At 35.6% G+C, this 18,606-nt stretch carries 21 protein-coding genes and 1 pseudogene; 6 read left to right on the top strand and 16 right to left on the bottom strand.

Annotated features, from left to right (window positions below; genetic code table 11):
• Positions 1–97: 97 nt before the first annotated feature.
• From tatC to CEF18_RS04025, 5 genes and pseudogenes are all read right to left on the bottom strand, one after another.
• On the bottom strand, positions 98–814 hold the full coding sequence (gene tatC, locus CEF18_RS04045) for a twin-arginine translocase subunit TatC (RefSeq protein WP_110935316.1): 717 nt from the start codon (positions 812–814) through the stop codon (positions 98–100).
• A gap of 77 nt (positions 815–891) precedes the next feature.
• Entirely contained in the window at positions 892–1,071 is a 180-nt protein-coding gene (gene tatA / locus CEF18_RS04040; RefSeq protein WP_110935315.1) for a twin-arginine translocase TatA/TatE family subunit, read from the bottom strand.
• Between the two features lie 116 nt (positions 1,072–1,187).
• Positions 1,188–1,604: a hypothetical protein gene (locus CEF18_RS04035; RefSeq protein WP_110935314.1), complete on the bottom strand. Its 417-nt coding sequence runs from the start codon at positions 1,602–1,604 to the stop codon at positions 1,188–1,190.
• A 337-nt stretch (positions 1,605–1,941) separates the two neighbouring features.
• A pseudogene (locus tag CEF18_RS04030) lies at positions 1,942–2,352 on the bottom strand (flavin reductase family protein); the annotation flags it as partial.
• Between the two features lie 315 nt (positions 2,353–2,667).
• On the bottom strand, positions 2,668–3,435 hold the full coding sequence (locus tag CEF18_RS04025; RefSeq protein ID WP_110935312.1) for an NRDE family protein: 768 nt from the start codon (positions 3,433–3,435) through the stop codon (positions 2,668–2,670).
• Positions 3,436–3,710: 275 nt separating this feature from the next.
• Here CEF18_RS04025 and CEF18_RS04020 point away from each other — a divergent pair, with 275 nt between their 5' ends.
• Positions 3,711–4,754 (top strand): toxic anion resistance protein, encoded by a 1,044-nt coding sequence (locus tag CEF18_RS04020; protein ID WP_110935311.1) that lies wholly within the window; start codon positions 3,711–3,713, stop codon positions 4,752–4,754.
• 22 nt (positions 4,755–4,776) lie between these two features.
• Positions 4,777–5,703 carry a hypothetical protein gene (locus tag CEF18_RS04015; RefSeq protein WP_110935310.1) on the top strand — a complete coding sequence of 309 codons (927 nt, stop codon included), beginning with the start codon at positions 4,777–4,779 and terminating at the stop codon, positions 5,701–5,703.
• Positions 5,704–5,922: 219 nt separating this feature from the next.
• Here CEF18_RS04015 and CEF18_RS04010 read toward each other — a convergent pair whose 3' ends face one another.
• Positions 5,923–6,699 carry an anti-sigma factor domain-containing protein gene (locus CEF18_RS04010; protein ID WP_110935309.1) on the bottom strand — a complete coding sequence of 259 codons (777 nt, stop codon included), beginning with the start codon at positions 6,697–6,699 and terminating at the stop codon, positions 5,923–5,925.
• Positions 6,699–7,442, bottom strand: coding sequence for an RNA polymerase sigma-I factor (gene sigI, locus CEF18_RS04005; protein WP_110935308.1), 744 nt, complete (start codon positions 7,440–7,442; stop codon positions 6,699–6,701). The genes CEF18_RS04010 and sigI overlap by 1 nt, the downstream gene beginning before the upstream one ends.
• Before the next feature lie 701 nt (positions 7,443–8,143).
• Between sigI and CEF18_RS04000 the strand changes: the two genes are divergently transcribed.
• Complete coding sequence (locus CEF18_RS04000) at positions 8,144–9,112, top strand: DUF2777 family protein (RefSeq protein ID WP_110935307.1); 969 nt, start codon at positions 8,144–8,146, stop codon at positions 9,110–9,112.
• A gap of 144 nt (positions 9,113–9,256) precedes the next feature.
• Here CEF18_RS04000 and CEF18_RS03995 read toward each other — a convergent pair whose 3' ends face one another.
• The 3 genes from CEF18_RS03995 to CEF18_RS03985 are packed head-to-tail and all read right to left on the bottom strand — an operon-like array spanning position 9,257 to position 11,557.
• Positions 9,257–10,849 (bottom strand): PH domain-containing protein, encoded by a 1,593-nt coding sequence (locus tag CEF18_RS03995; RefSeq protein WP_110935306.1) that lies wholly within the window; start codon positions 10,847–10,849, stop codon positions 9,257–9,259.
• Positions 10,842–11,321: a PH domain-containing protein gene (locus CEF18_RS03990; RefSeq protein WP_223292220.1), complete on the bottom strand. Its 480-nt coding sequence runs from the start codon at positions 11,319–11,321 to the stop codon at positions 10,842–10,844. The genes CEF18_RS03995 and CEF18_RS03990 overlap by 8 nt, the downstream gene beginning before the upstream one ends.
• 23 nt (positions 11,322–11,344) lie before the next feature.
• On the bottom strand, positions 11,345–11,557 hold the full coding sequence (locus tag CEF18_RS03985; protein ID WP_110935304.1) for a hypothetical protein: 213 nt from the start codon (positions 11,555–11,557) through the stop codon (positions 11,345–11,347).
• A gap of 446 nt (positions 11,558–12,003) precedes the next feature.
• On the opposite strand from CEF18_RS03985, the gene CEF18_RS03980 reads away from it, so the two are divergent.
• Positions 12,004–12,861 (top strand): dimethylarginine dimethylaminohydrolase family protein, encoded by an 858-nt coding sequence (locus tag CEF18_RS03980; RefSeq protein ID WP_110935303.1) that lies wholly within the window; start codon positions 12,004–12,006, stop codon positions 12,859–12,861.
• A 311-nt stretch (positions 12,862–13,172) separates the two neighbouring features.
• On the opposite strand, the gene CEF18_RS03975 is transcribed toward CEF18_RS03980, so the two are convergent.
• The gene (locus tag CEF18_RS03975; protein WP_110935302.1) at positions 13,173–14,294 is read right to left on the bottom strand and encodes a conserved virulence factor C family protein; all 1,122 of its coding nucleotides are present in this window, start codon (positions 14,292–14,294) and stop codon (positions 13,173–13,175) included.
• 145 nt (positions 14,295–14,439) lie between these two features.
• Here CEF18_RS03975 and CEF18_RS03970 point away from each other — a divergent pair, with 145 nt between their 5' ends.
• The gene (locus CEF18_RS03970; protein WP_110935301.1) at positions 14,440–15,171 is read left to right on the top strand and encodes a metallophosphoesterase family protein; all 732 of its coding nucleotides are present in this window, start codon (positions 14,440–14,442) and stop codon (positions 15,169–15,171) included.
• An 83-nt stretch (positions 15,172–15,254) separates the two neighbouring features.
• Here CEF18_RS03970 and CEF18_RS03965 read toward each other — a convergent pair whose 3' ends face one another.
• The 5 genes from CEF18_RS03965 to CEF18_RS03945 form a co-directional block, all read right to left on the bottom strand.
• Positions 15,255–15,677: a TlpA disulfide reductase family protein gene (locus CEF18_RS03965; RefSeq protein ID WP_110935300.1), complete on the bottom strand. Its 423-nt coding sequence runs from the start codon at positions 15,675–15,677 to the stop codon at positions 15,255–15,257.
• Positions 15,674–16,009: a thioredoxin family protein gene (locus CEF18_RS03960; protein ID WP_183041036.1), complete on the bottom strand. Its 336-nt coding sequence runs from the start codon at positions 16,007–16,009 to the stop codon at positions 15,674–15,676. Before CEF18_RS03960 ends, CEF18_RS03965 begins: the two co-directional genes overlap by 4 nt.
• Positions 16,010–16,129: 120 nt before the next feature.
• Positions 16,130–16,744: a cyclase family protein gene (locus tag CEF18_RS03955; RefSeq protein ID WP_110935298.1), complete on the bottom strand. Its 615-nt coding sequence runs from the start codon at positions 16,742–16,744 to the stop codon at positions 16,130–16,132.
• 230 nt (positions 16,745–16,974) lie between these two features.
• A complete protein-coding gene (locus CEF18_RS03950) occupies positions 16,975–17,169 on the bottom strand; it encodes a hypothetical protein (RefSeq protein ID WP_110935297.1) in 195 nt (64 codons plus the stop codon).
• 59 nt (positions 17,170–17,228) lie between these two features.
• Positions 17,229–17,804, bottom strand: coding sequence for a cysteine hydrolase family protein (locus CEF18_RS03945; RefSeq protein WP_110935296.1), 576 nt, complete (start codon positions 17,802–17,804; stop codon positions 17,229–17,231).
• A 150-nt stretch (positions 17,805–17,954) separates the two neighbouring features.
• Here CEF18_RS03945 and cbpA point away from each other — a divergent pair, with 150 nt between their 5' ends.
• Positions 17,955–18,584 carry a cyclic di-AMP binding protein CbpA gene (cbpA, locus tag CEF18_RS03940; protein ID WP_110935295.1) on the top strand — a complete coding sequence of 210 codons (630 nt, stop codon included), beginning with the start codon at positions 17,955–17,957 and terminating at the stop codon, positions 18,582–18,584.
• Positions 18,585–18,606: the final 22 nt, after the last annotated feature.

Raw genomic sequence — 18,606 nt, 5'->3', positions numbered from 1 at the left:
CGTAAAAGTAGCTGTCATCTTATACATTCTTATCTGTTAAAAAAGGATGCCGATAATCGGCATCCTTTTTAGGTTATTTATTATCTAGTTTCTCTGACTAGTCATCGCTTTTTGTTTTTTTCTTGTATACAAGTTTAGCCATACTAATACTCACTTCGTAAAGGAAAAGAAGTGGGATAATTACTAGGATATCAGATAATAAATCTGGTGGAGATATTAAAACACTCAAAACGATGAGCGCAAAATACGCATATTTCCTGTTTTTTTTCATACCGGCTGGTGTAATTAAACCAATTGTAGTTAAAAACATTACAATGAGAGGCATCTCAAACAAGATACTGAATGGTAATGTCATACGGAGAACAAAGTTAAAGTAACGATCTGCCGTAAACATTGTTTCGAATGTCCCGCTACCAAGCTCTAATAAGAAACTTAGAACAATAGGCAGTACAACATAAAACCCAAAAGCAAGACCTGCTAAAAATAATATAAACGATGCTGGAATATAAATTAGCGAAGCCTTTTGCTCTTTCATGGTTAAACCGGGTCTTACAAATAACCAAATCTGAAATACAAGTACAGGAAGAGTTAAAGCGAAAGCTAATACAGCTGCTAAGGTGAAGTAAATAACAATAATATCAAGAGGTCCTAAAACAGCTAATGGCATATCAAGATCTTTCGTAAACCATTCATAAATATCTTGTACATAAATAAAAACGGCAATTAATAAGACGATAAATGTTGCGACAACAATCATGATTCTTTTACGCAGTTCATCTAAGTGATCCAGCATATTCATGTTTTCTTCTGACATGATATTTCTCTCCTTAAACATGAAAAAGATGTAAGATGAAAGTCACCTTACACCTATTACATCAGCAATTTTCCTTGTTACTTTGACTTTTTATCGTTAGACGATTCGTCATCATTTGTTAGATCTTTTGTAGAACTTTTGAATTCCTTCAATGTTTGTCCTATTGCTTTTCCGATCTCCGGAAGCTTCTTCGGACCAAAAATAATTAACGCAATCACTAAAATTAATATTAAACTTGGGAAACCTATATTCGCCATGCTGAACCTCCCTTTTAAAACATAGACAACAATCTCTTTTGTCTTTCTACTACATTATAAAGGGTTCAAAGAGATTTTACTATTCCTAGAAGCTAATTTACATCAAAATTCACCATTTATTCTTCCGGAAGGATACCTTCGAGTATATCGTCGATAGAAACCCCGCTACCATATGCAATAGCATCGCCGTTTTTGACAACTTTAACTACAGTCTCTTTTTTGTCTATGTTCATTGAATTTAATAATTCCGGTAACCCATCCATAGTTTCTTCAGTAACAACATTGTTATCATCGATCTCAAGGGTATCCTCTGAAACTATAGGTCCTTCTTGATCTAGTTCTTTAGGAACTATTTCTTCTTCTATTTCTTCTTCTACTTTTTCTGTTTCCAACTCTTCCTGTACTGTTTCTTCCAGTTCAACTTGTGACTCTTGGCTTTCGACATTGTCATCTTTGAGAACAGTAAATAGCAGCAAACCCCAAATTGTTACAGCAATCACAGCACTACTTATTAACCCAATCCATTTTATCATTCTAATCATCCTTTTATTATATACTCATATAATCCAAATAAGACACGCCGACATTGTTCCAGAAAACCAGGGACATATTACTTATATCTTTTGTACCATACATAGGGGGAGAATATCAAGATAAAAAGATTAAATATCAGCAAAATCAATCATTGCAAACCTAAAAATGCTAAGATAAACCGAAAATCACTAATTACTGACTATCTTTCAAAAAAAGAGCATGTATGACAAATAAGTATGCATGTTCTAATCCGAAGTTAACTCTCACAAAAATTTTGATATCAGTACACCACTATACTGTAATTTCTCAAAATTTTTGATCTTCTATGTTTTTTATTCATAATTCAAAGCCTTTATATGGAAGTGTAAGAGGTCCTTTTCGAGAATGCTGGTTTCGTTCAGTAGAGACATATTCAACATTAAGTGTTTTCTTTTCCGGATGTAAGGCTTCTCCTTGTACAATATCACCAATGGCAATAATAAAATCCCCGTTGTCAATTAAAGATGAAACTTTGCAATCAAAATAAGCTACGGCATCCTTTAAAATAGGACAGCCAGTTTCCGCATACTTAAATTTATCTTCACCAATATCTTTGATCGATTGATCACCTGAAAAGAAGTGATCATGAAATTCTTCCTGATCTGAAGCCACCATACTCAATGCCCACACACCGGATTTCTTTAATATTTCTGTCCCTTCAAACTCCTTTGGAAAACAAGTTAACATGCGAGGAGGTTCATGGGAACATTGCGTTGACCAGCAGCCAAATGAAAATGAGCACGGTTACCGTCAATAGTTGATACAAAGAAGACACCACGGGACCTCAAATCATAAATAGAGCTGTACTTATCAAACTTTTGTTTAGAATCCACTTTATCATCATCCCACTGTCTATTTTTTTCACAGAATTATTGCAATCCAATTCTGCATCCAAATTTATTAAGGATATTACAATTTTCTTTGGTCCTTCTGAATTGATGTAATCTATATGATAAACTTCAACTGATATGTTGAGCTTTTACCAGTATTTATCTAACTATCCATAGCTTTCACCACTTTAAGCTACCTTTTATTGAACGTATTTTTACCAATCTTAAATTCATAGGTATTTATATGTGATTTAGGTGCATGAGCTTTTTCAGTAAAAGTAACGTTACCTTTGCGGTCTGCCATAATAACTGTACTAGATCTTGTCCCATAACCTTCGATATTAATGAATATTGGTGAAAGTTTTCTCTCCAGTGTTAATCCAACTCCCGTATCCGGTAATAATTCGTCATTAAAATGCTTTTCATCAGAAAGCAACTGAAATAATGATTGTTCTAAACCATCATTCGATGATAATGATAATATTTCGTGAAGCCCTTTCTTTAAAGCCATAGCTTTTGGCCATGGTGAATTCAGACTAGCATTTGCTAGTGCGTGAATCCCCTTAGTAATACTTCTCTTTTGATTGTCTCTATTAGAAGTATATACCAGTTTTTCTGTGGTACCATATAAAAGATTAAAACCGGGATAACAATTTTTATTTTTTAGTATTTTTTCAAATTCAGAAGCACTGTTAATAAAAGAAGTAACCAGTTGTCCACGGGAATGAGCATATTGCTTCTCATCTAATTCTCGGTAATTTGTTAATGCTGCTAGTTTCCCTTCCTTGGAAATTCCCAGCCATGTTCCCCCTTTCACAAGGTCTTTCCCTGCTAGCATCAAAGGGTAATCCGGCCAATAATGAGCTTCTTTTGTTGGTCTGTTGTATAATTCGTCTCTATTTGCAACTAGGATAAAAGGGTAATCCTTGTGTTCATTAATGGCGACGCCTATTAAACACATCGTTTCACTCCTCAAATAAATAGTCAATATTTCACTATGGGATTCTAAATTACTACTATCAGAATTCTATCTAATAGTACATAATATGTATAGAGGAATATAGAGTGATCCCAGTTAAATACAAAAAACCTTTGTTTTTTAATCTCTTGAATTGTCTCCTTCGTTTCATACCTGTATAATTTAGGGTACAAGGGTAGTAATGAAACTTTTATCATAGATCTACCGTAAATAAGAAAGCTCAAAAAACAGTACCCTCAAAAATGGAGGTTTTGCATATGAATGAAGATAAAAAAGTAACTGCCGAAAATAAGCCGGAGGAAACACCTGAAAATGTTCAAAACCCAAATGATCTCTCCTCATATGAGAAACAAGATATTCATGAAATTCTTGAGTCAATTGGAAAGTTAGGAACGAAAGAACAAGAAAAAGCAGGGGAATCATTGGAAGCCCTTAGACGTCCTGTAAGCGACATGATGAATGATCCGAACCACGACTTACCTGATCAGTTATCTAAACTTAAAGATGTTGTATCTGATTTGGAGCCAAACCATTTAAAACAGGGGAAGTTCAAGCAATTCATGACAAAAGTTATCCGTAAGAGTCCAGCTGAAAAATACGCAAGAAAATACCAATCGATTGAATCAGAAGTAGATACAATCATAGAAGCTCTCTTACACGGCAAAGATCGCTTGCAAGAAGATACCGTCATGTTATATCAATTAAAAGATATAGCGAAAGAAAGAATTATTGGGTTAAATACTCAAATTGATACTGGAAAGCATTTAAATAGCATGCTTGAAGAAGAATTAAAGAAAGATGAGTGGCAGGAAGATCCATCCCCTATCCAAAAAGGACAACAAAAGGTTTTGGCTAGGGTCAGGAACATGCAGCAAGCGGTCCTTGTTTTACAGCAATCATTAGCATCTGTCGATATTATTGTTGAAAATAATGAGAAACTAGAGGAAGCAATATTCAACGCGATCACGATGACGAAAAATATTATTACTGTCACAGCCTCTATTCAACTATCACTAAGTAATCAAAAAAGGGTGATCGATGCTGTAAAAAATGTCAATCAGACGACGGAGTCCATGCTCTTAAGTAATGCTGAAATGCTAAAATCTAATACAGAAGAAACACTTAAAACATTGGAGGAGCCTGCTATAGCAATAGAAACATTTAAAAAGGCTTACGAAGATGTATACGCAGCGATTGAGATGACGGAAGAATCGAATACCCGTATTATAGATTCCAGTAAAAAGTTTATTACTGAAATGGATGAGTTAAATAAACAAATGGAAAAAAAACTTCTTAACTAACGGAACAGAATGAGGTGACCACGTGAATTGGCGTGAGCGACTATTAGAGCAAAGCTGGGTGATCCCTTTACTTCCTAATTATATGAAACCCTTAGAAGAACCTAGCTTTATGAATGAACAAACCAAAGAATTCATCTTTGAGCTTGAGGAATTTATTTCAGACCTGTCTTCTCTCTCTGAGTTGCCTCGCCTAAATAAAACATTCAAAAGAAGTATTCAAGGTTTCGCTTATAAAATTAAAATTAAAGAAAAAAAAATCCATATCGAAATGATCGATACGAACAAATCTTCTTCAACTATTAAGAAAAGAGTCTATATTACGACGTATCGACAAAATGTAAAAACAGAAAATGGTTTCGGTAAAATTATCGACTCTACTATTTATTATCAAATGGGTGGAAAAACAACAACCGTAAGAAATATTAGAAGACATCCCTTGTTCCAGTCGCTATTCCATCATATCCACCGCCTGGACTTATCTTTATCAGGAGAACCTGTACCTAGTGAGTCACAATTGGCTGAATCTACTTCACCCGAGCAATCTATTACGCCATCTCCGGATGTTCAAGATCAAGTCAAAGCACTTCTAAGCTCAGCAGAACATTCGTATTCTCAGTATCAAAAACTCGATCATACTATTGCTAAATCGTTAAAGCAATTAGTCTTAGAATTACAACGATGTACGGAAGAATATCATCTACTAAATGTGGAAGAGAAGCATCATTTAAAAAGGATGATTCAACATGATCTTCCTAATCTTTTGAAAACATATCAGTCTTTATCCGATTCGCATAAACATGAAAAATATCATGAATTACTAGATACTTTGTCAACAATGAATACGTTTTTGAAACGACAGGCATCAGATTTGCAAGCCACTCGAATGGATAGAATGAACCACCTGTTAAAACTAAATGAGCTAAGGTATAAACAAAATGAAAAAAGCTAAAAGAGATGCAACCAAAAGGTTGCATCTTTTTTTATATGAGATAAGAAAGTATAAGTTGACAGCTATCTTTACGCCACGTCTGTCAAGGGAAAACCGCCACCTTTCGAGTAGCACTTACACGCACTAAGTAGGTGCTACTTAAGCCGGCGGAAGCTGACGCTGTATTTAATAAAAGACGGCTCTGCCTTTTTTCTTATATGATTAATTGATGTGGGTTTTTCAAGGACTTATGTTTTCGTTTTGATCGGAAAGGAACACAAGCTCCTTTAGATGAGTCACGGACTTCCCAACTTCTTTTTCAATAGTTGAAATCGAGGTGTTTGTCATATTAGAAAAATCAATTTCGCCTTCATGCTGAGCGAGGAGCACATATTTAATAGGTGATATTGATAATTGCTTAGCCTGTTCACTTACCTCTGTTTCAACATAAATTGGATAGATTACAAAGCCATACTCATTCACTATTGAAGAAGACCAAGAATAAAAGTTCGTACCCCAGTTAGAGTTTTCATCAAAATCCACCGATGAACTAATAAAGATAGAATCAAGGGATTTAATAATTCCGAGTTTGATTCCCTCCTTCAATAGTAAAGTAGTTGCTCGACCTAAAGTTTTACCCTCTACCGACGAATCCATCGAATTTACTAATTCTTCGCCTGTTTTATTATATCCGTTCATAGATAGAACCTCATAATTACGATCAACTGCTAACTCAATAGTGGAATTGAGGTCGAGTGAGACAACTCCGTAAGCCTTATTTGATTCAAACCAATTAGGGATAGGAAATGTAATTAAAAATACTAGTAGAAAAACAAATGGTACACTGTATAGTTTTTGATTAAAGAAATGAGGAAAACTGTAGAGAGGAATTTTTGAATACAACACTTCTTCCCCAATATCCGCACCGAAGTTTAATTCAGCACGGATAAACTCCCCATCTTTCGTCAAGACGATCATATAGAGTTTAGTGATCTCCATGACGACCCCTCTTTGCATCAAAACCACTCCTTTAAATAATCTTTCAAATAATAATAATCTTCGTTAAATACAATAACCATCGCAATAATATATTTACGATTTCGCTCGATGGTTTTCCGACTCATTGAAATATGTGCCATGAGTTGATTCACCGGCAATCTCTTCTTCACTAAAAGTGTGTGGAGTATATCATCATGCTTCATGATAATTCTCGAAATTTCGATCATATTTATTCTAGCATCATAATGTTTAGGACACTGATTGGCAACCTCCGTTAATTTGATTCCAAATGATTGAAGTCTTTCTTGAAAATGTAAAATTTCCTCTTGACGGCATTCTTTTTCAAGTTTTGTGTGGTAGGTTTGAAAAGAAGCTGCTACTTCTGCAAGGTTCTCCATGTTTTCTTTCTCTTCATCTTTATAGTCAAACGACAAAGGTGTTCTCCTTCGCTGCTCCATTCGAATATAGTCAATTACCCTCCTTCGAATGACAAGGTTAGCAAATGATAAAAATGAACTTCCTTTATTAGATGAATAGTGATGAATTGCTTCACTAAAGGCAATCATAGCAATACTAAATTCATCATCTCTTGATGGATTAATGTACCTTTTGCATACTCCCGCAGTTACTTTTTTAATAAAAGGTATATATTTATTTATAAAATAATTTTCAATATCCTGATTGCCCATTTGAATGGATAAAACAGTCTGCTCTATTTCTTCAGTTTGATTTGATTTTACTATTAGATTTTTCAGCACCATAAAACACCTCGCTATGTGTGCAGTATATTTGTTCGAGTGCCCCTTAATTTTTAAGGGGGGTCATTAAATCAGCATAAACACTTTTTCGGTATATAGCAGGAGACATTGTCCCTAAATATGGATTACATTTAGATGTTAGAAGCTTTACAAAGTTATGACGGTTTGCAACAATTCCAAGTGGGATATATTGTAATAAGTGTACAAAGCCTTGTCTTAAAAGGTCTGCATCATGCTGCTACATTTTTTATGAGTAACTTGTAACAAAATCCACAAGTAAAAGGTCCGGGTCTTTTGAATCATTAAATTTCCGGGGAATAAATCTTCACCTCACAAAAAGGAGAAATTTATCAAAAAAGCTCATGTGAAAGCGAAATAAATTTAACATAAATTTGCTCTTCTGTACGTTATAAATTTTATTGAGTGTATTTATTCGAAACACTTTTGTTTTGAAAGAGAAAATTAAGGAAGCGAAATGCGGCGACTCCATCATTTAAAGCAACGGTATAAGCAGAGCCCGCGGAACGGTGCCTTATTAATTGCTGTCTAGTTACCTAATAGCCATTATTTATCCACTTATGTTGATAAAACTCTTTGTTGTTAGTTAACAAATCATGATAGAATAATAAGAAAGATATAGAGGAATATGAGAGTGATAGCTAGTCTTTGTCTGACAAAAAGAATGATTGAAGTGAGGTTTGATTATGAATCGACAACAAGGTAAAAAATATATTGGGAAACAGGTTAAGGTTAAGACACGTGATCATGGTCAATATGTTGGTGTGCTTCATAAAATTATAGCTCCCCCCAACACACCATGGAAAGGACTTGTCACTATTGTTGGGGTATTCGAATACCCTCCTCTTGAAATAAATGGCGAGGAAGTAGAGCCGTTGATCCATGCATACAATCAAGAGATTGAATTCTCAGGACAACAGCTAGAAGCCCTAATTGAACCTTTTAAACTATCGTACGAAGCTTCCATTGCGCATGCATTGAAGAACAGATGGACCCAAATTCAAGATGAAATTGATCAATCGGACAGAACATTATCAAGAATTCAACAAGAGCTCAGAAAATTAAAATCAGAACACCTAATTTTTGAGGATGTTTATGTTTACTATCACATTGTCAAAAAGGGAAGAAAGCTATTCATCTATGATGAGAAAAAAAAGGAATCACTCAGTCTTGATGGATGCCCTTTTGAATTCGAAATCAAAACAGAAGGGCAATGGAAAGCTGCTCTATACGTGAAAGGCCTATTATTTGAAACTACTGATAATGAAGAAGTTGAATTAAGTCATGGATCGGTCATTCGCTTAAATAAAGCGCAATTTGATCCTTATCGTATTTTGGTTAATGAACTGGAGAGTCCTTCATTACTAGCACTTGAAAGAGGATTAGAGAAGCTTGGGATTGGCCATGAACATTCTGTATATTGTCATAACTCCTTACTTATCCAGTTATTGGATACATTTAAAAAACAATCTCTGGAGGGTGTTAATTTTCTTTCCTATGCTAATAACGATACCCAGTTCGTTGTTCAGCATCACTACGAAAGGGAAATAAAAGATGATGACTCACCAGATGTTACCTTTGACCGATTTGAGTTTACTTCTGATAAAGGGGAACGTGTCCTAACGACCTATGCCACTCAGTTTTCAAACGATTAATGGATAAGACTAAAATCTGTTGTTGGTGGAAAGTAGCTTTAAAGCGAAATAGAGTTGTTCTTGCAGGACATATCTCTGTTTAAGAGGCTGAAGACAGCGGCGAATTCGAATACCTTTTAAAAAAAAAGACGTCAACCATACCTATTAGAGGTCGGTTGATGTCTTTTTATCTGCTGATTGTAAAAATTCTTCCTGATAGGAATACCACATATGCCCTTTTTCAATTTGAGACAAGCTTATATGTCTTAATGAAAATGTTTTACCCATCATTGAAGTTAGTACAGAGACATGAATCGTATATAATTGATCTAATTTTTGGAGAACATTTTGAGTAGACTCCATGTCCTGAATTCTTTTTCTTGGTATAAAAACCTCTGTTTTTGATATGACTCTGCTTTTTATACACAGAAATTCTTTATGCAGTGAGATACCAGCTGACTTATATTGAAAATAACCAATAACTGCCCCTACAATAGGAAGAACAAATGCAATCCAACCATATGGTAAAAAATATGTCGCTACACCTGCAACTACTACTGGCGGAACAATAAGCTTAATCATGTATCTTCGTAAACTTTCCTTAGGTATTCCTTCATAGGTAGGTGTAAATGCAAAATCCGGGATTATTTGATTTAAAATCTCAGGTACATCCATCCTCTTGCATAAAGGAATTAAGACGGTTGAGAGGTCTTCTTCCTTCGTGCCACCACCAGCACTCTCCACATACACGGAAACATATCGGAACAGCTGTCTTAGAGGCGACTGAACAATTCTCACCGCAGTTATTCTACTCGCATTTAGAGTCAGTTGACGCTGATCAATGACGCCGCGAGATATATGAATCTCGTCTTTGATTTTCGTTAACTTAAATAAACCGTATTTAAGCAATGTCCCAACTAATGTGAACAACCAAGCAGTTAGAAGTACAAATACAATAGTTCCGCCTATAAGTAGGACACTTGACTCTAAAAACCACCCGATAACCGATTCAAAAAGCCAATCAGGTAAAAACTGAGGAGCTTGCGACATTATTGCAGCAATAAATGTGGCTGCAATCCCAACTCCACTAGAAGTCAATGCAGCAACGAAAAGACGGCGATTACCTAATTCCCATTGATATTCAGGCTTTTTTTCCTCTTCTTCCTCCATGTCCTCAGAAACCTCTTCTAGCTGATATTCTTTCGTTTCTGTTCCATCAGAGGAATAGAACTCTTCTTCCTCTTCCTTAGGTAGCTTTTCATTAAAATCTTCATTATTTACCGATTGTTCATCAGATTCTAATTTGGTTTTCATTTTATACTTTTTTAACAACTGTTTCTTTATTTGTTCTGCCTCTTCTTTTCTCAAAGCAACAATTCGAAACTCTGGCTCATTTCCACCTCCAGCAGTTTCAATTCTTACTTCGACTAAACCGAACAGTCGTTGTAATAATTTAGCATTGATATCAATGCTTTGTATACGGTCCTTCCGAATAAATCTGTTTTTCCTGAAAATAAGTCCTTGTTTAATTTGCAGTTCATCTTGTCTCAATATATATTTGAATTTCCACCAACCAATAAAGCCACTTCCTATAGAAAATAACAGAATAGCACCGAAGAAAATTAAATAATAAAAAGAACCCGTTGTTTGCGATTGACCAAAAATAAAAATCGCGATAAACGTAATAATCATCTGTTTAACATTATTAATAAAACTAATAAATATGGAGGCTGGATGTTGCCGTTTCCAATCATTCATTAGGATCAGCTTCCCTTGCTAACTGCGCAATATGATCTCTCAATGTTCCTGCTTTTTCAAGAGAAAGCCCAGGTATTTCATGTGTCGTAGCGGCAGTTGAGATAGTTACACTTGCAAGTTTATAATAACGCATAATTGGTCCCTGACGTGTATCTACATGTTGAACACGAATCATCGGAATAATTACTCTTCTTACAACGAAAACCCCGTGCATTAATTCCACTTCATTATCGTAAATTTTATATCGCCATCTGCTCCATTGAAGCTTTTGTATAAAAAAAATATTAATTAGTGCAAAAAGGATTGCTACGAAAATAAGTGCGTAAAAAATCCAATCGGGGAACTCCCAAAATTTTAAAGCTCCCCAATAAGCTGCCGGAAACACAAAGTAAAGGATAGAACCTATTGCCGCTGCAATTTTCCAGACAGTTAACGTTCTTTCATCTAATGCTTGATCTGGTGTTGGTCTCATTATTTACTCCTTTATGTAAGTACTTATTCCTCGTCTTCGGTTACGTAAATGATTTCTACTCCTTGTGAGGATAAATAGTTTAGTACTGCTTCATTTAAGGTATCGTCTCGAAGTAATCCTAAGGAAGGTGCTAATTCTAATTCTGTAAGGTATCCTGCTTCGGCTTCTTCAATTAAGTCTATTACTTCTGTCAATTTTTTATTTTCCAGTTCAGCTACTAATTCATCTCGTGTCATATGTATTCCTCCATTTTTTTGTATATTACAGCTATTTTTATGCTACCACATACTACCTTTACTTTCCATATTATTAGTTGATGCCAAAAACGCGTAGTGTCTTTTGGTAAATACAGCGTGATCTTTAAAGCCACCATCATTTAAGCATCAAGGGCGAACTTCCCTTTATGCGCGTGGCGTAAAGATAGCTGTCAAATTCTTATAAGAAAAACGTGTAGCGTCTTTTTTCTTATTTTGTAGCTTTATTATCACTGAAGTCTGTTCCGAAACAATTACCGCCCGCTTTCCGTGAATGATAGGCGAGCATTCCGAGACTATACACTTATAAGTAGAGCGACTTAGTGTGTGAAATTCAATTATCCCCGCAAAATTGTTTTAATATTACTCATAAAGATGTTCAAACAAGAAATACTAAGTGAAATTAGAAATTCAATTGGAGGTTTACTATGTCATTATTATCAAATAAAACTGTGAAGTCATACTGCCGTACTGAATATGACAAGCTACAGCATGTGGTTCTTTGTGAACCAAAACATATGACCATCAAATCGCTAATTAACGAAACCCAAAAGCATTTTAAAGATGAAGGATTACACATAGAAAAAGCAATGGAACAACATCAAAACCTTGTAGAAACGTTAAGAAGGCATGACGTCCAAGTCACACTTCTCCCTGAGATGGAGGAATTTCCTGAACAAGTGTTTACACGGGATATCGGCTTTACTTTAGGTCAAACAACGTTTGTTGCAGATATGGCTCATTCTCCTCGAATTGGAGAAGAAAATGTCTTGAAAACGTGGCTGGAACAAAACGGCATCTCCTACTATAACTTAATAGGTGACATGATTGAAGGCGGAGACGTCATCATTAATGGCCATCAATTATTTATTGGATTAAGCGATCGGACGAACCAAAATGCAATTAACCATATGCAAAAGATATTACATGAGTATGAGGTAATCACTGTTCCATTTTTGGAAAAATATCTTCATCTAGATTGTGTATTCAATATTATTTCCGAAAAAGAAGCGTTGATTTATTCTAATGCCTTTAGTAATAAAGAGAAGAAAATACTAGCTAGTCACTTTGAACTTATTGAAGTAAATGAGGAAGAGCAATTCACTCTAGGAACAAACGTTCTGTCCATAGGTAATAAAAAAATTCTTAGTTTACCAATTAACAGAGAAGTGAACCAGCAACTTCGTATCCGGGGATATGAGGTTCTGGAAGTTGATATTACCGAAATTATCAAATCCGGCGGGTCTTTTCGATGCTGTACGATGCCTCTAGTACGTGATAAATAAGAAAAACGCAAAGCGTCTTTTATTAAATACAGCGTGATCTTTAAAGCCACCATCATTTAAGTATCAAGGGTGGGTTTCCCTTGATACTTGTGGCGTAAAGATAGCTGTCAACTTATAAATTCTTAACTCTTAATAAAAACGGCAGAGCCGTCTTTATTAAATCCAGCGTCAGCTTCCGCCGCCATCATTTAAGTATCAAGGATGGGTTTCCCTTGAATACGTGCGGCGAGAAGGTAGCTGCTTCTTTTATAAATTATCTCTTAAAAAGCAAGAGGATGTCTCAAGCTATGACAACTGAGACATCCATTATTTTATTCGAAGGCTTCCGTCATCTGTTTCCAGACTGAACCTCTTGCCTCTTCGCCACCTTGAATTCTTTCCAATGCAATTTTCACTTGCATACTTACTTCAAACTCTGGATCTTCCTCTGCTTCCTTCAGAGCTGGAATGGCTGTTTCATCTCCTACTTCATATAAGAACATAGCTGCGCGCCATCGAACAAGTTTACTTTTATCTTGCAGCGATCTTATCATTGCCGGTATTCCTGCTTTACTTCCAATGTCCGACATCGCATCTCCTGCAGTTCTTCTAACGGTAACTGTTTTATCATTCAAGGCTTTTTCTAAATATGGGATAATTTTATCGTCTTCAATCATCCCTAAATAAACAGTTGCAAGCCTGCGGATCGATGGTTTTTCATCCTTCAAGGCTTTTTCTAAAACAGGTAAATCATCGATTTCAGGATTCATTTGTTCTAAAACAGCAAAACGCTTTTTCCAATCTTCATCATCCAGCATATCTTCCGTAACTTTTAACCATTCTTTTTTTGGTTTTTCAAGCGTAAGGCTATCATTGGATTGCGTAGCAGTTTCGACTAAATCCTTCAATCTTGTCTCTGTAAACGTTGCCTGAAGTTCTTCTGCGACTTCATTCCCTACGTCTTTTAAATCTCCATATCTAGGTCGCTGTTCTTTCCACTTTCTCATGAGGACAACATTATCTTCTTCTAACGTTGCTTTACTAACAGAATCAACAAATCTTTCTGGCAACCCTACTCTTTCTTCATTTTCTCCATCAGATACTTTTACTTGCATAGGAATACCTTTAAATTCTTGAATACTCACTGTTACTTCACCGAAGTGCTCATCGATTTTAGTACCCTGCTCTTCTTCTGCCTCTTCCCCAAAAACTTGTCTTACTTTTGGCAAAATAACTTTCCAGTCAACTTTAGGGTTTCTCTCGACGGCAAGAAAATCTGCTACATGATAAACCCCTTTCACCCCTTCTACTTCAAATATTTCTTGAACAAAAGATGGTGAATCTTCTTTATTTTTTAATGTAAAATTATGTGCTGTACCATGAGGGAGAGATTCACTTAACGTAAACTTCATTGTGTTTGGACTCGGTGTTGGCTCTACTGAAATAACTCTCACGTTTGGATACCCCTTTCGTTTTGTTTATATTGTATTTATTATCGTATCATAAAGTCATCCTGAACCCAACGAGCGTGCCTATTTCACATATTCGCTCTTGTTTGTTAAAGTAGAGAAAAGAGATCATTAATTAGGAGGTTTTCCAATGAAATTAGCTGTTATTTCAGATATTCACGGAAACGAACAAGCATTGAAATCTGTACTGGATGATGTATCCAAGGTCGGCGCTACCCATGTAGCCGTATTAGGTGATATCTCTTACCGTGGAGCAAAACCGAAAGAATGCTTGAATTTGGTTCGTGAGTTGCAGGCTAAAGTGATTAAAGGAAATGCCGATGAATGGATCGTCAGAGGCGTGCAACAAGGTGATGTTCCCGACAAGGCATTATCATTAATGCAAACAGAACAGGCTTGGGCTAGAGAGCAACTCAGTGACGAAGACATTAACTACTTACATGAGCTTCCTATAACGTTGGAAATTCCATTATCAAACCAATCGCAATTATTTGCTTTTCATGCTACCCCAACTAGCATATTCGATGTAGTTTCTAACCAAGTTCCAAACGATGATTTAAAACCGTTTATCGATGCAAATCCACGTGCCAATTATTATTTGTATGGTCACATACATTTTCCTTATATGAGGAGTTTTGAAGGAAAAAAAATACTTAATACCGGAAGTGTGGGTTTACCATTTGATGGGGATCCACGAGCTTCGTATCTTTTGTTTGAAAGAGCCGAGAAAGACATTCAAGTCCAATTCCGAAGAGTTGGTTACGATATAGAGAAAGCTTGTCATGATTTAGATGAAGCGCACTATCCAGCCGCAGCGAGGGAATTAGTCAAAGGGATTTATAGAACAGCATTGAAACCTTGAACAGTTAGCACACTTACTAAAAGGAAAAACCTCTAGTCATAATTAGACTAGAGGTTTTTTTCGGATATTATTTTGAGAGTAATTTAATCTGCAATAACTTCTCCAATGGTTGTCAACATTTGCGGAAACGATGCTTTATCATTGAATCGAGATACAATTTCATGGTCTTTATCCAGCAAATATGTGGTAGGGACCGACATACATTGGTACTTGTCGTAAATCTTTGTCCCGTCATCCTTCGCTACTGGAAAAGTAAAATCATTTTCCTTGTAATACGTTTCTGCCGCTTGTTCTTTATGCTCTAATCCAGTGACATTAATCATTAACATGTCGAACTTATCTGTTTGCATGGCTCGATAAAGCTTTTCTTTATTAGCAAGATCTCGTTGACTATCCGGAGACGAAGAAGACCAAAATGTGATCATCAGTGCTTTTCCTTTATAATCTTCTAAGTCATGTACTTTATCTGTGTGCATGTCATTCAGTGTAAATGCAGGTGCGCTCATTGTACCTCTCCTTGTCTCGTTTTGTTATTTTCTTTTACCCATTCGAAAACCTTTGTAACAGATTCAAATGCATATAGTTTTTTCTCTGGTTTGTTTCCATTAAATAGTATTAAACATGGAACACTTTGCACTTCCCATTCATAGGCTTCCGTCTTAAGAAAATTCAAGTCAAATTCATAAACAAAATCTTCTCCTTCAACCTGTTCGACCATTTCAATAAACTTTCTCGCCATCAGGCAAGTCCCACACATCGGGGCATAAAAATAAACAAAGGTCCTTTGCTGCTTCTCAAATGTTTCAAGCAAATTATTTCTGGTTTCTTTTTTTATCATTTCTTTTCCCTCCGCTATTAAATATACTATAACATATCGTAAAAGGTGAGAAAAGCAAGCTAAGATGCAACAAAATATTGTGTGCTTTTTCATGAATTTACTTTGACAAAAAGCAAGCCTTTAGATACTTGATAAAATAGCTCTAACAGGACAACCGTCCCCGCCTTTTAATTTCAAAGGAAGTGCTGTCAAGTGATAGAACCCCGGCTCCACTTGAAAAAGTTCTAGACCTTCTAAAATAAAGATGTTTGTTTCCTTAAAAGAATGATGCGCTTCTAAATTTTTACTATTTAACGGATCTACAGAAGCAGCATCCGTGCCGATGAGATGAACTCCCATTTCCTTTAAAAAAGGAGCCGAGTCTTTTGAAAACACGGGGAAATCCTGATAACTATGCCCCTCTTTTAATTGAGTAGTTTTAAAAAGGACCTTTTCAACTCCTTTAAAATTCAGAGATGTTAAATGATCTTTCGTTATCGTATGTACATTAAAAAGTTCTATTACGATACAGTTTCCGCATAAAATATCGAGTGGGATTTCATCAATACCAATTCCATCTTGATCATAATGGTAAGGAGCATCTAGATGCGTTCCTGTATGAGTACTCATTTCTAGTTTACCGACATTGACCGCGTCTCCGTCTCGAATTGCCGCTAAAGATGTGTATGAGAAATGAATATCTCCCGGCCACACTTTCATACCATTTTCCATCGTTTTCGTTATATCCTTTAACATATATTCCACCACCTTTTTATCTTTTGCATTATTATATCATTTTACCTTTTCAGAAAAAATAAATTCACTCTGTGGGATAATAAAACCATAAGAAAAACGCTTGACGTAAGGGCACTTGTAAACTTATACATAAAAAGGAGTTAAAAGGTAACAACAGAATCTTTTAACTCCTTTGACTTTTTTGTAATAGTAACCCCGCGGTTGGTATCAAGCCACTTTCGTTTTAATTTCTATTTATTTCTTTCAAATTGTGTTTCTGACCATTCAAATAAATGTTCTGCTAATTCATCTACATCGCGGTCCAATGAATAACCAACTTTAAATTCTTTCTTTTCCATTTCATCCAGCCTGTGATAAGAGTTTTTAAGTTCTTGACTCTGATGAGCAAGTTCTTCTAACTTTTTTCGTACTGTTCGTAAATCCATGAATATCCCTCCTATTAAGTACATACCATTTTACATACCCTTATAGAAGAAAAAACATGCTAGATTTTTTCATTTGACCATTTTTCTATGACAACTGCACCTAATGTCTCTTTAAAATGTCCCAACGCCCATTCGTGCCCTATAGGATTAAAACTTTCCACGGCATCTCTGTGAATGATGATTGTAAAGCCTTTGTTATAAGCATCTACTGCTGTATGAAGAATACATATATCTGTGCATACCCCAACCAGGTGAATCTCCTGAATTTGTCGTTCACGCAATTTGATTTCTAAATCAGTTCCGGCAAACGCACTATATCTCGTTTTGTCCATCCATTCATAGCTATGCTCACCTGAGTAGGTAATATCATCTACATACTGACCTAATTGACCATATAGCTTCCGTCCGGTTGTCCCTTTCACATTATGTGCAGGAAACAATTTTGTTTCCGGATGATAAAGATCTTTCTCTTCATGCGCGTCTACTGCAAATATAGTATAATCGTTAGATTCAATAAATTGTCGGGAAATTTCTGTGATTCGTCCTTCAATAGACTGTCCTCGTTCCCCGCAAGTTAGGTTTCCATCCTCTGCTACAAAATCGTTCGTATAATCAATGACAATAAGTGCTTTCATATTTTAAACACCTCTCTAGTTTTTCTATTAAGTATTATATCATTTATTAAGAATCATCTATCTAATTATTCACTGTTTTTTAAAGACTGCTTTTTTCTTGAGTTTTTTCATTTATAATAAAGTTATTCTTGTATAAGAAAGGAGAACTTCATGAAGATTAAATATAATATTATCGATAAGAAAAATGTTCGTTTCTGCAGAGAATCCTTCACTATTAAGGAGGCCCTCGATGAATTGGAGGCAAGTGGCTATCGATGTATACCAGTTCTAGATGAATTTTCCAGCAGTTTTAAAGGGAATATCTATTTACAAGACGTTTACCGAGCAATCGTAAAAGAAGCTGTTACGTGGGAAGATTCTATTATGACTCTTATTTCGGATGAAGATGTTTACATACAAGAACAAGCATCCTTCTTTCGAGTATTCAGTAACATTAAAAAATATCCTTATTTAGCAGTGTTAGATTCAAACAACCATTTCACAGGTATTTTAACACACGCGAATGTCATGGAATTACTGGAGGATTCATGGGGAATTAAAACTGGGAGTTATACACTAACTGTGTCTACTCATGAGTACCAAGGTGCATTAAGTACGATGCTTACGAGCATGAAGAAGTTTACCAATATTCACAGTCTGATGACATTAGACAACGAAAGCACTTTCTTCCGCAGAATTATTGTGACTCTTCCTAAAGATACAACAAAAACTACCCTAGATAAACTGACAAACCACTTGGAATCCCAAGGCTTTCGAGTATTTGATGTGGAAAAAATCTAGAAGTACAGAAGTCTTAAGAAGC

It is taken from the genome of Salipaludibacillus neizhouensis (assembly GCF_002886185.1).
In the GTDB taxonomy this organism is placed as follows: Bacteria; Bacillota; Bacilli; order Bacillales; family Salisediminibacteriaceae; genus Salipaludibacillus; species Salipaludibacillus neizhouensis.
The sequence above is the reverse complement of the archived record's forward strand: the minus strand, read 5'-3'. Positions and strand labels throughout refer to the sequence as shown.